At 46.0% G+C, this 12327-nt stretch carries 11 protein-coding genes; 5 read left to right on the top strand and 6 right to left on the bottom strand.

The features are described from left to right. Positions 1-128: 128 nt before the first annotated feature. Entirely contained in the window at positions 129-563 is a 435-nt protein-coding gene (gene rpiB, locus DVG78_RS02955; RefSeq protein ID WP_114459553.1) for a ribose 5-phosphate isomerase B, read from the bottom strand. A gap of 165 nt (positions 564-728) precedes the next feature. On the opposite strand from rpiB, the gene DVG78_RS02950 reads away from it, so the two are divergent. The 3 genes from DVG78_RS02950 to DVG78_RS02940 all read left to right on the top strand — a co-directional run bounded on the left by DVG78_RS02950 (position 729) and on the right by DVG78_RS02940 (position 3310). Then, on the top strand, positions 729-1454 hold the full coding sequence (locus DVG78_RS02950; protein WP_114459552.1) for an LOG family protein: 726 nt from the start codon (positions 729-731) through the stop codon (positions 1452-1454). 159 nt (positions 1455-1613) lie between these two features. Next, positions 1614-2171, top strand: coding sequence for a pyridoxamine 5'-phosphate oxidase family protein (locus tag DVG78_RS02945; protein ID WP_114459551.1), 558 nt, complete (start codon positions 1614-1616; stop codon positions 2169-2171). Between the two features lie 56 nt (positions 2172-2227). Next, positions 2228-3310 carry a YncE family protein gene (locus DVG78_RS02940; RefSeq protein WP_310589105.1) on the top strand — a complete coding sequence of 361 codons (1083 nt, stop codon included), beginning with the start codon at positions 2228-2230 and terminating at the stop codon, positions 3308-3310. Here the strand turns inward: DVG78_RS02940 and DVG78_RS02935 are convergent, their stop codons facing one another. Then, on the bottom strand, positions 3311-3532 hold the full coding sequence (locus DVG78_RS02935; RefSeq protein WP_114065979.1) for a VF530 family protein: 222 nt from the start codon (positions 3530-3532) through the stop codon (positions 3311-3313). It abuts the gene before it with no gap. A 155-nt stretch (positions 3533-3687) separates the two neighbouring features. Here DVG78_RS02935 and DVG78_RS29990 point away from each other — a divergent pair, with 155 nt between their 5' ends. Beyond that, positions 3688-3852, top strand: coding sequence for a hypothetical protein (locus tag DVG78_RS29990; protein WP_158549953.1), 165 nt, complete (start codon positions 3688-3690; stop codon positions 3850-3852). 58 nt (positions 3853-3910) lie between these two features. Beyond that, the gene (locus DVG78_RS02925; RefSeq protein ID WP_114459548.1) at positions 3911-5746 is read left to right on the top strand and encodes an alkaline phosphatase; all 1836 of its coding nucleotides are present in this window, start codon (positions 3911-3913) and stop codon (positions 5744-5746) included. Between the two features lie 10 nt (positions 5747-5756). On the opposite strand, the gene DVG78_RS02920 is transcribed toward DVG78_RS02925, so the two are convergent. The 4 genes from DVG78_RS02920 to porW form a co-directional block, all read right to left on the bottom strand. Next, on the bottom strand, positions 5757-6050 hold the full coding sequence (locus tag DVG78_RS02920; RefSeq protein WP_114459547.1) for a DUF3817 domain-containing protein: 294 nt from the start codon (positions 6048-6050) through the stop codon (positions 5757-5759). 9 nt (positions 6051-6059) lie between these two features. Continuing rightward, positions 6060-7187 (bottom strand): glycerate kinase, encoded by a 1128-nt coding sequence (locus DVG78_RS02915; RefSeq protein ID WP_114459546.1) that lies wholly within the window; start codon positions 7185-7187, stop codon positions 6060-6062. 81 nt (positions 7188-7268) lie between these two features. Next, complete coding sequence (locus tag DVG78_RS02910; RefSeq protein ID WP_114459545.1) at positions 7269-9596, bottom strand: penicillin-binding protein 1A; 2328 nt, start codon at positions 9594-9596, stop codon at positions 7269-7271. A 189-nt stretch (positions 9597-9785) separates the two neighbouring features. Then, positions 9786-12005, bottom strand: a complete 2220-nt coding sequence (gene porW / locus DVG78_RS02905; protein WP_114459544.1) for a type IX secretion system periplasmic lipoprotein PorW/SprE — start codon at positions 12003-12005, stop codon at positions 9786-9788. Positions 12006-12327: the final 322 nt, after the last annotated feature.

Here is a 12327-nt window from a genome sequence, read left to right as displayed (position 1 = left end):
TTAGATTTGAGGGCTATTTTTTTATTGATAAAGATGAAGAGTTGTTGTCAACTATCGTTAATATAACCACTAAGAGAAGATTGGGTGATGAGGTAACGGTAACTTCCATAACCTCATCACTTTGTATTTTAGCAGGCAATTTTTCCGACGCGCGTAGCGTGGCGTCCACCTTCAAATTCGGTATTCAAAAATATAGTAACGCACTCAAACGCCGTTTCTTCGGCAATAAACCGTGCGGGTAGACAGATGATGTTTGCATCATTGTGCTGACGAGCCAGCGCCGCCAGCGGTGTATCCCATACCAATGCCGCCCGAATTCCTTGGTGTTTATTGGCCGTAATGGCCACGCCTTGTCCGCTTCCGCAGACCAATACCCCCGCGTCAAATTCTCCTTTTTCGACCGCCAAAGCCACTGGATGCGCAAAATCGGCATAGTCGGCTGAGTCGGCGCTGTAAGTTCCAAAGTCTTTTACTTCATACCCTTGCTCTTTCAGCCACGCTGCCAGCGGTTCTTTTAAGGAAAATCCGGCGTGGTCGCCACCAATTGCAATTTTTTTAGCCATAACCTGAACTAGAATTAAAATTATTTTCGTTATTGTTTCCCGTTACCGCAAAGGTACAAAACCTTGGGTAACCGACTTGAATAATTTCACAACCCGTCTCCGTGTTTTTGGGTTTTCTGTTTAGGAACTACAAAAATTGAAAGACCCTTTAAAAAAGTTAAAGCCATGTCAGAAACTGAATTATTGAACGAAGAAGATCGCATTCGCGAAGCATTTGAAGACAAAAACTGGAATGAAATAAAAACCGCCGATTCATGGGTAATTTTCAAAGTCTTGGCCGAATTTGTAGAAGGATTTGATAAGTTAGCAAAAATCGGCCCGTGTGTCTCCATTTTCGGTTCTGCCCGTACCAAACCCGACCATGAGTATTACAAAATCGCCGAAGAAATCGCCGCCAAACTCGTACGTCACGGCTACGGGGTTATCACGGGCGGCGGCCCCGGGATTATGGAAGCAGGAAGCAAGGGGGCTTTTGAACAGGGCGGAAAATCGGTAGGTTTAAATATCATTCTCCCCTTTGAACAGCACAGTAACCTGTACATTGACCCCGACAAAAACATCAACTTCGATTTCTTTTTTGTCAGAAAAGTAATGTTTGTCAAATACTCTCAGGGTTTTGTGGTCATGCCGGGTGGATTTGGCACCTTGGATGAGCTTTTTGAAGCACTAACGCTCATTCAAACCAAAAAAATCGGCCGTTTCCCCATCGTGATGGTCGGAAAAGCCTATTGGTCGGGGCTGCTTGACTGGATTAAAACCACCATGCTCGAAACCGAACGCAACATCAATCCTGAAGACCTCAAACTGTTTAGTCTGGTCGACACCGCCGAGGAAGCCGTGCGCGTTATTGATGAGTTTTACGCTAAATATTTGCTGAAACCCAACTTTTAGCCGTTGCTTCAAAACCCGTATTTTGACCCTTGAAAACACCTGCAAAGGTTGTTTTCAGGGGTTTGTTTTTTTCTGCCCTTTGTAACCGTTATTATTGTAAAACAAACCCAAACACTTCCCCAGAAGTGTTGATTACCCAACGATTTAAACGCAACTGCCATGGGAAAACTTCATCCTTCCATCCACCAATCGCATCAAGAATTCATTCAAAAACAACACCTATTTTTTGTCAGTACGGCACCACTCAACCCCGACGGACACATCAATCTGTCGCCCAAGGGTTTGGATTGTTTTCGGGTTCTGTCTGAAAATAAAGTGGCCTACATGGATTTAATCAGCAGCGGTAATGAAACCTCTGCCCACACGCTCGAAAACGGTCGCATTACGTTTATGTTTTGTTCTTTTGATGCCAATCCACTCATTTTGAGGCTATATGGCAAAGGATTTACCGTTTTACCTTCCTCAGAAGATTGGGCAACTTACGCCCCCCATTTTACCATTTACCCAAGTACGCGCCAGATCATTGTGGCCGATATTAACTTGGTACAAACCTCGTGCGGGTTTGGCGTACCCGTATTTGAGTACAAAGGAGAGCGAAGCATTCATTTTGATTGGGCCGAGAAAAAAGGGGAAAGCGGCTTGGCCGAATACATACAAAAAAATAATTTAACCAGCCTCGACGGCCTTCCCTCTAATCTCGGCTTGGCCCAAAAATAAGTCGTCAATCAAATACTACGATGAAAAAGGTACGATTCCAGCTTTTGCTATTAACCTTGTCTTTAGGGATCATGGCCCTTTTTACCCATACCGTTCCCAAGAAAAAACAAGCCCTCAAGCGCTACCTGTACGTGGCGACGCCAGGCATACGAAATTACCTCGAATACGGCGGACATGGTTTAGTGGTCTTTGATATTGACAATAATTATCGGTTTGTCAAACGCATTCCTACGGCGGGACTGGATGCAGAAGGCAAGCCCATAAACGTTAAAGGAATTTGTGCGAGTTTGGCCACCAACAGCATCTATATCAGCACAATCACCACCTTGCAATGCATAGATTTAACGACCGAAAAAGTAAAATGGGAACGTAAATACGACGAAGGCTGCGACCGCATGGCCATCTCTCCGGACGGCAAAACGATTTATCTGCCCACGTTTGAAAAAGATTATTGGGCGGTGGTAGATGCCGCCACGGGCGATGTAAAACAGAAGATTGTGCTCAATTCAGGCGCCCACAACACCGTTTTCGGATTGAACGGGAAAGAGGTGTATTTGGCGGGCTTACGCTCGCCTTACTTGACAGTGGTAAATGCCCAAAAACCCACCGAAACCCGTCAAGTTGGCCCATTTAGCGCGTCTATTCGTCCTTTTACGGTCAATGGAAAACAAACGTTGTGTTTTGTGAACGTCAACGATTTGCTGGGTTTTGAAATCGGCGACCTCAAAACGGGCAAAATGCTGCACCGCGTTGAAGTCAGCGGGGTGCAGAAAGGGCCCGTCAAACGCCACGGATGCCCCAGCCACGGCGTCGGCCTTACACCCGACGAAAAAGAAGTTTGGGTCGTGGACGGTGCCAACCAGAAAGTCCACTTTTTTGATGCAACGGTTATGCCTTCCCGCCAAATCGGGAGCTTGTCGCTGCGTGACCAACCGGGCTGGATTACGTTCAGTCTGGACGGAAAACACGCCTACCCTTCCACTGGAGAAATCATCGACGTAGCTACCCACAAAATCATCACAACGCTCCAAGGAGAGAACGGACAGGGAGTGCACAGCGAAAAAATGATTGAAGTGCACTTCAACGGTCAAAAACCCGTACAGTTAGGCGACCAATTTGGTTTGGGGCGTGTACGTTAGTTAATCATTCAGGCTCATCAAATACAGTTGTTCCACTTTGGCCCGCGCCCAAGGCGTTTTTCGGAGAAATGCTAAGCTAGATTTAATACTTGGGTCGTATTGAAAACAACGAATATTGACGTACTCACTCATGGTTTCCCACCCATAATGAGCAACCAGGTGATTCAGCATCATTTCAAGGGTGATGCCATGAAGGGGATTATTGGCTTGCGGATTTTGCATGGAACAAAGATAGAAACGGAGCACCCACATCGGTACACTGGCCTCCGTTTTTTTTCATTTTTCAATCGTTAACGCACCATATTTTACAAAAGCATAACGGGAGCTTCATCTTGAAGACACGCAAAACGCGTTGTTTTACGGGCAAAAAGAACGCTATGAAATCAACATTAAAGCATAACTTTACCTCCTCAAATGAGCATTGGAAACGCAAATGGAGCTGGCGCCAAAACCACGCAGTAGTCCGCCCCAAACCCAAAAGTGACACGTACGACACGCAGGAGTTTCGCAACACTCCCTTTCCTGACGGGGTTACTTTTTAGGAAAAATACAGTAAAAATACCCTCAAGGTGTTTTCTATCATTGATTCTAACCATTTTTATGAAACGTTTTATTTTACCAGTCCTTATCGCTGTCTTTGTCAGTCTACAAAGCCATAGCCAAATTACGTACACCTCCGCCAATGCACACTCGCACAATGATTATGCACAGGCCAATCCTTTTTTTGGTGCTTACAACCTCCAATGCGGCGCCATCGAAGCCGATGTTTTCCTCAAAGACGGTGAACTGATGGTGGCACATCATCCCGATGAAATCAAGCCTGAGCGCACCTTTCATGCCTTGTATTTGCAGCCGCTCGCCGCGCAGCATCGGGAAGGAAAAATATATTCCTTACAATTATTGATTGACCTCAAAACCACCGCTGGCCCAACCCTAGAAACGTTGGTCAATCACCTAAACCGTTTCCCTTACGTTTTTGGTGACAACAAATCCGTTAAAGTGGTCATCAGCGGCAACATGCCTTCACCCAGTGATTTTGGAAAATACCCCTCTTGGGTTTCGTTTGATGGGCGATTTGAAGAAACTTATTCTGACGCCGCCTTGGCCCGCGTGCCTTTGTTCAGCGCCCCGTTCAGTACCGTTTCTCGTTGGACAGGGGTTGGTTTATTTCCCAAAGAAGACCGCGAAAAGTTGGTTGAGTTGGTGAATCGTGCCCATCAAAAAGGAAAAAAAATACGTTTCTGGGGAACGCCTGACAATGAGGCCGTTTGGAAAGAACTGATGGCGGTAGGCGTTGATTGGATTGGAACCGATGCACCGCAGACGCTGACAAATTATTTTAAAAGTACAAAACCTGCCGACAGTCAATACACCAATACAGTTCCCGCTTACACGCCTTACCAACCCTCCTATAAAAGTGACGGCATCAATAAAACGCCCAAAAACATCATTTTTTTGATTGGCGATGGCATGGGTCTTGCCCAAATGCACACTGGATTGATTGCCAATCACGGACAGCTCCACATGGCGTTGTTTAAACATCTTGGTTTAATGCAAACCCAACCTGCCGAATCGTTCATTACCGACTCGGCGGCGGCGGGCACCGCATTGGCCACGGGATACAAAACCAAAAACGGCACCATAGGCATGGATGCCACCTTGGTAGCGCGGCCTTCGCTGACCGTAACCGCTAAACAAAAAGGAAAGAAATGTGCCGTTATTTCGTCGGGGCCCATCACCGATGCAACCCCTGCGGTCTTTTATGCCCATCAGCCCAAGCGCAGTATGCAGGAAGAAATAGCCGCCGATTTCCTGAAAGAGCCTTTGGATATTTTGGCGGGTGGCGGGAGCAAGTACTTTTTTGAGCGCAAAGACAAAGCCAATTTGGGAGATTCGCTCAAAACGCGTCAGTATGATGTCATCCGCAAATACGCCGAAATAGCTAACCAGAATAAAGCTGAAAAATTCGTCGTTTTGGACGACCAAGCCACATTGTCAATTGAAAAAGGGCGTGGCAATTTTCTGCCATTAACGGTAAAAGAAAGCATCAGCCACTTCCAGAAAACGGCAAAAAAGGGCTTTTTCATCATGGCTGAAGGAGCACAAATCGACTACGCCGGTCACGCCAACAATACGGGTTATGTAGCCAATGAGGTGCTGGATTTTGACCAGGCGGTAGGTGAAGCGCTACGTTTTGCCGATGAAGACGGCCAAACGCTCGTCATTGTCACCGCCGACCACGAAACGGGGGCCATGAGTATTACGGGCGGTAGTGAGTCAGAAGGAATGATTAAAGGAAATTTTGGTTCTAAAGGCCACTCTGCCATCATGGTTCCAGTGTATGCCTACGGCCCGCAATCCCAGCAATTTGGTGGAATTTATCAGAATACCGAACTTTCCAACCGCATTCGTCAATTGCTGGAAGAATCAAAATAAAGTTAAGTAGTTAGCGAAACAACTTCGCATCTGCCCAAAAAGTGCCGAAAGGAACCAACGAAGCAAAAAAAGCCAGCACCGATTTTTTTATCGGCCAGCTGTATTCGACGGCGGCCATCACAACGTACAGAATATACAACACAAACAGCACTCCGTGGGCCATGCCAGTGATTTTTACGGCCATTGGCTGGCCCGCCATGTATTTTAAAGGCATGGCAATGAAAAGAAGTACTAGAAAAGAAATACCTTCTAAAAAGCCGATGATTCGAAGACGTCCAATGGTGTTTTTAAGCAAATGCATCATTATGGTGGGCTATTTTTTGACTTGATTCAGTAGTTTTACGAGATAATGGGTACTGTTTTTCACTCCTTCATAAGCATAGGGAATCGCTTCTTTGAGACTCATGGGCCGGGGCAAAATAGAAGTGGCGTACGAAATTCCCAGATGCGTTAGGTCGGCAGGTGACACCATCAACGCCCCGCATAGCGCCGCTACAGGAATGCCGCGCTTTTGAGCAGCCCCAGCAATTCCTGCGATGAGTTTTCCCTGCAATGTTTGTTCATCAATTTTTCCTTCACCCGTCAACACCAAATCGGTATCGGTCAAATGTGATTCAAAATGGGTCTGTTCCATTACGATTTTAACCCCTTCTTTCAGGACGGCATTTAGGAAAAATAACGCTCCAAACCCCAAACCACCCGCCGCTCCCGTACCAGCAACGTGGGCTATATCTACCTCGAAATCACGCTTTACGACCCATGCCAAATGCTGCAATCCGAGTTCTAGTTGCGCTACCATCACCGCATCTGCCCCCTTTTGAGGCGCATATACGTGCGCCGCGCCGTCTGGGCCAAAAAGCGGTGCCGTCACATCACAGGCGACTTCAACCGTTATTTCAGGTAAATGCTGGGGCTGTTTTATTTGTTGGATTTTGACTAAACTTTCGCCATTGGGAGGCAAAGCAATGCCATTGGCGTCCAAAAACTCCCACCCTAAAGCCGCTGCCATGCCAATGCCTCCGTCGGTAGTAGCGCTGCCACCAATGCCGAGAATTATATGACGCGCCCCATTTTCTGAAGCCTCCAGAATAAGTTGACCAGAACCAAATGTTGTAGTTTTGAGGGGATTACGTTCGTCGGCGTGAAGTAAGCGCAACCCCGAAGCAGTGGCCATTTCAATGTAAGCCGTTTGGCCATCGGCAGCAAGTCCGTAATCTGCTTCAATACGGCGACCCAACGGATCAGAGACAAAAGCAGTGTGCATTTTGCCCCCCGCATTAAGCGTCAGAATTTCGGCGGTTCCTTCTCCCCCGTCCGCCATAGGAAGCATCACGATTTCAGCTTCGGGAATCACTTCACGAATGCCATCACTCATGGCCTGACATACCTCATAAGCCGTCAAGGAACCACGGAATTTGTCGGGTGCGAGTAAGAATTTCATAGTGGATGGGAAATAAGCAGAAGTGAGAAGTTAGTAGCGAGACATTACCCCTACTCACTCCTGAATTCTCACTCCTCACTTCTAAAATAATATACTTTCGTCGTCGGTTACTTTGGGACGTAAATAGGTATTTATCGTGTCAATTTTTACACCCCCGCATCCGATGTTTACATCCATTCCGTCGGGTTTATTGAATCGGTCGCGGCGATACGGAGAGCGGTCATTGCCCGCCAAATCAGGGTCGGCGTACACTTTTTGCATGTATAATCCCCACGCAGGCATGGCTATCCGCGCCCCCTGCCCAAGTGCCATTGAGGTAAAGTGAACGTGGTTATCTTCTCCACCTACCCAAACGCCCGTGACCAAATTAGGAGTAACCCCCATAAACCAGCCATCAGTATAATCGGAAGTCGTTCCCGTTTTGGCAGCAATCTCGTTATTATCGGCCAGTTTGTACTGCGTCCGCAGGCGTTGCGCCGTTCCCCAAGGATCTTCCACGGCACCACGCATTACAAACAACATTTGGTAGGCAATGCTTGGGCTAATTACTTCTTTTTCGTTTGGTGGAAACTCCGCCAACAAGCGTCCGTCTTTATCTTCAATGCGGGTTACAAAACGTGGGTCAACGTGTTTGCCGCTGTTGGCAAAAGTGCAATACGCATTCACCATTTCGTACACCGATACGTCAGGCGTTCCCAAACAAATCGTTACATCATTTTCGGGCAACGGGCTCGTAATCCCCAGTTTATGAGCATATTCCACCACTTTCTTGGGGCCGACTCTACTCATCAAATACGCACTGATGGAGTTAACCGATTTTGCCAGTGCCTGCCGCAATGTCAGCATTTGCCCCGAAAAAGACCCTGTTGAGTTCCTGGGACACCAATCTCCAATACAAACCTGATGGTCCATAATGGTTTCGCAGGGAGTGACGTAGTTTCCGTCAATGGCGGAGCAATACACAAATGGTTTAAAAGTGGAGCCTGGTTGGCGCTTGCCCTGATATACTTGGTCGTACTTAAAGTGCTTATAATTGATTCCACCAACCCATGCTTTCACGTCGCCGTTGCGCGGATCCATCGAGACCATTCCGATGCGCAAAAACTTGTTGTAGTACTTAATAGAATCCAACGGACTCATAATAGTATCCCGATCGCCGCGCCAAGAAAACACCTTCATTTTGATGGGTTTGCGCAATTCTGCCCAAATTTTCTCTTCATCATCGCCAAAACTGCGTTTCAGTTCACGATAGCGCCAACTGCGTTTTACCGCCCTTCTCTCAAAATTGGGGTCAGGCACATAGCCTCCGTTTGTGCCTTTCACCACCCACGGATTCATTTTAAGTTCTTTGAAATGATTGAAAAACTTAGCCTGCTGGTCTTTCATGTGTTGCTCGGCGGCCTGCTCGGCATAGTCCTGCATCCGGGAGTCAATGGTTGTATATATACGTAGTCCATCGGTGTACAAATCATACTCCGTCCCATTTTCTTGATTATACTGGGCAAGCCACGTCTTCATCCAATCGCGCAATACTTCTCTGAAATAAGGAGCAGGACCAGTGTTGTGGTTTTCAATGTTAAAATTCAGGCCAAGGGGTTTCAGTTTATTCACATAAAATGCTTCCTGCGTCAGAAAACCGTATTTCACCATTTGGCCCATTACCACATTCCTGCGCTCTAATGCTCTTTCTTTAAATACACGCGGGTTGTAGCGGGAAGGGTTTTGCAACATACCTACCAATAACGCGGCCTCGGTCAAATTCAAATTCCAGGGCTCTTTCCGAAAATACGTCCTTGACGCCGTCTTAATCCCGTCGGCATTGTTACCAAATGAAACGGTGTTGAGGTACATCGTCATGATTTCCTGTTTGGTATAATTTCGCTCCAGCCTTACCGACAAAATCCATTCTTTGGTTTTTGCAATGACGGTTTTGATGAGGGGAAGATCTCCCAAAGCTCCTTTATATTTGTCACTCCGGGTTTGAAACAGGTTCTTGGCCAATTGTTGGGTCAGCGTACTTCCACCGCCCGTGGTTCCCTGCTCGCTTGAAGCAACGCCTTTCAAAACCCGAAACATCGAGCGGGGGTCAATGCCTGAGTGTTTTACAAAACGAGCATCTTCGGTCGCAATCAGCGCTTTAACGATGTTAGGCGAAAGCTGGTCAAACTCAACTGGTGTACGATTTTCAATAAAATACTTAGAAAGAGTCTGCCCATCGGCCGAAAGAATTTCGGAAGCAACCTGACTTTCAGGGTTTTCGATGGCTTTCAAATCGGGCATTCCGCCAAAAAGCCAAAAGAAATTAAAATAAACGGCGCTTATGTATAATACAGCCCCTCCAATCACAACACTGGCCAATTGCCAAAACAAAATAATGGATTTGCGATACTTTCCTTTCAAAAATGCCATATTGAAGTAATTCGTTAATCGTTATCGGTCAACTTTTGTCCCATTTTTCAAAAATTGAAGTACAAATTTTTCCAATTGAAATGAAGTTCAGGTTGTGTTTTCAACTTCAAAATGGACAGGTGGATAACTATTGCTTTAAACGCAATAATAAGGATTTTTTCAGGAACATCGGGTAACCTGATAGACTTATTAGCCATTTTTCTTGATAGATGTGGATTGTTGGGCTTCCAAAACCTCCCGAACACGAGGCAGCAACGGACTGGTTGGAAAATCTTTAATAAAGCTATTCAGCGCTTTGAGGTAGGCTTCGCGCCCTTGAAGTTTGCCGAGCAAATAAATTCGAAGCAATGCATATTTATCTTCAATTTTACTTCCTGAATAAGTCACAATCGCCATTTCCAATTGGGCATAAGCTTCTGAAAAATTGGCGTTTTGGTATAATCCCAGTATTTTCTCATAATCTTTTATTGCTTCCAATTCTAAATTGCCCGTAGCGGCAATACTCCCGTTGGCCTTGGTCAATAACCGGGTGTAGGAAGAGTTGGGAAACTCCGCCAACAGCTTGGTTTTCCAACTGTCCTGATTATTTTTTTGGTCGGTCAAAAAGAGTAAATAGTAAATTTCGGGTTTATAATTTGTCGCAGGAAAACGTTCTAAAGTGGTCATAAACGTCTTGACAGCGTTTTCGGGCTCAATTAAACTAAACTTATAAATTTTCCCTAATTTATAATAAGCATCTTCCATGCGTTGATTGGAGGCGTCAAGTTCCTGCTTTTTCAGGGGAATATTGCGGTACAACGCATCCTTTTTTGCTTTCCACTCGGGCGAGTCTTTGGTTAATTTTGTAATATCTCCCCCACCCACTGTTACAGGGTTTTGTCCGTTTGCCACAGGTGTAATATTGTCCGTTTGGGTCAATAACGTAGCCACTTTTGAGCTTCGCCGCCAATCATCCTCCAACGTCCGATTTCCCCAACGCTGCTTAAATTCCAATTTTCCCTGATTCAATGCCACGGGGTCGTACAAAACAAAGCGGTCGGCAGGGTCTCCGTTGAAATTCAACGCATTGGCATTCAGCGTTCTGGCCTGCTCCACCAGCTTTTGAGCTTCTTTTACTTTTCGTTCTTGTTCTTCAATTTCTTTTTCGATTACACCATCCAAAAACTTATCCAAAGTCGCGGGATTCATCTGCGAAAGCCGCTGCAAACTGTCTTCAGTCCGAATCGTGGTGAGCTGTTTTACAAACTCGTCCAACACATCTTTTCGCTCCGTAATCTTTTGAAATTGGGGGGACGTATGGGGCAAAAGTGCCAATGAGCTGTCAAAATAGGCTTTGGCTAATTCATAATTCTGGAGTTTGTCGTAGTATACCTTTGCCATTTCGAGGTAGGTATAGGGCACTTGGGTAGTATTGGTGGTGGTTTGACGAATGGACTCCTCAAAAAAACGAATGGCCTGAGGGTAGTTTTTCTTACGCGTTTCAATCACACCCATTGAGTAGTAGAGGCGGTCGCGCAGGTCGCTGTTTTTACGGTCATTGAGCATCCGCTTAAATCCGCCTTCGGTCGATACATCGTTGGAAGTAAGGGCTTCGTTTTGCAAGGAATTCATGCTTGCAAAAAAACTCAAATCGTACGAAGGTCGATTGCGAAATACTTCTTTGTAATGCACATTGGCGGCCTGCGGTTTTTCCAGAAAATCGTACATCTGAGCGGCGGAAAAATGAATGCGCGCCGTTTCTTCGCCTTTGGGCAACAAATCAAAGGTTTCTTCCAAAATCGCCAACGCCAAAATATATTCCTGCTTTTGTTGGTGAAGGTAGGCCTTGACCAAATAGTAATCGCGCGTATTTTTATCGTTTAAGGGCTGGCTACGCAAAAATTCCGCCACGCTGAGCGCACTGTTATAATCCTTGGTTTCGACGTAGGCCCGCATCAACCAAATCAGGCCCTCGTGTTTATCTTCTTCGTCGCGCCCTTTGGCGTTGACGTAGCGGAGCGTTTCGATGCCGTCCGTAAATTGGCCCTTGTACAAACGTGCCTTACCAATCAGTACGTAAGCATTGTCTACCCATTTGCTGTTTTGGTGGCGGTCGGGCACCAACGACGCTTTTTTGATGACATCTTGCAGCAAATCACCCACAGGTTGCGCTTCGAGCGAATCAAGTACGGGAAGAATCGGGAGAATTTGATTGTAGTCTTCCTTACGATTTCGGCACATGGCAATCTCCGCTTCGCGCATTTTGTCGCGGGCAATGACGTAGGCATTAAATTTAGCGTTGAGGTTATGATACCCCACACTCAGTCTTCCAGTACTGTACTGCGAGCAGCCCGTCACAAACGACGTAATTCCCAACAGCAGAAGCAGTTGGAGCTTTGTAGAATAGGTTAGAAGTTGGTTGACTCGCATTAAACGACTCGCTTTCAGGCGTTTGCTTACAAATTATGTGGAAAATTCCCGTAAAAATAACGTTTTAGTTGTATGAAAAGTATGCAAGCATGATGCCAAACGTATTTTTATCGGGTGCATTTACACTCAAAAAACAACATTAATGGGCACAATAGCAAAGTCCCGCCCTTTTTTTAATCATTAGATTTGCGGCGAAGAGACCAACCAACGCCTTATGTGCTTATCTGTTTGAGGCCAATAAAGGGCCTAAGCCACCGAAAAGAGCATCTTTTTCGATTATATATTTTATCTTAATTTATAATATTTTACAGATATATAGTCT

It is taken from the genome of Runella aurantiaca (genome assembly GCF_003339505.1).
GTDB classification, from domain to species: domain Bacteria; phylum Bacteroidota; class Bacteroidia; order Cytophagales; family Spirosomataceae; genus Runella; species Runella aurantiaca.
Note: the sequence above shows the minus strand (reverse complement) of the source record. Positions and strands in the feature narration are given on the sequence as shown.

Bases quoted from the DNA above. Each gene is read 5' to 3' on its own strand.
- rpiB (WP_114459553.1), bottom strand. From the start codon at position 563: ATGGCTAAAAAAATTGCAATTGGTGGCGACCACGCCGGATTTTCCTTA.
- DVG78_RS02950 (WP_114459552.1), top strand. From the start codon at position 729: ATGTCAGAAACTGAATTATTGAACGAAGAAGATCGCATTCGCGAAGCA.
- DVG78_RS02945 (WP_114459551.1), top strand. From the start codon at position 1,614: ATGGGAAAACTTCATCCTTCCATCCACCAATCGCATCAAGAATTCATT.
- DVG78_RS02935 (WP_114065979.1), bottom strand. From the start codon at position 3,532: ATGCAAAATCCGCAAGCCAATAATCCCCTTCATGGCATCACCCTTGAA.
- DVG78_RS29990 (WP_158549953.1), top strand. From the start codon at position 3,688: ATGAAATCAACATTAAAGCATAACTTTACCTCCTCAAATGAGCATTGG.
- DVG78_RS02925 (WP_114459548.1), top strand. From the start codon at position 3,911: ATGAAACGTTTTATTTTACCAGTCCTTATCGCTGTCTTTGTCAGTCTA.
- DVG78_RS02920 (WP_114459547.1), bottom strand. From the start codon at position 6,050: ATGATGCATTTGCTTAAAAACACCATTGGACGTCTTCGAATCATCGGC.
- DVG78_RS02915 (WP_114459546.1), bottom strand. From the start codon at position 7,187: ATGAAATTCTTACTCGCACCCGACAAATTCCGTGGTTCCTTGACGGCT.
- DVG78_RS02910 (WP_114459545.1), bottom strand. From the start codon at position 9,596: ATGGCATTTTTGAAAGGAAAGTATCGCAAATCCATTATTTTGTTTTGG.
- porW (WP_114459544.1), bottom strand. From the start codon at position 12,005: ATGCGAGTCAACCAACTTCTAACCTATTCTACAAAGCTCCAACTGCTT.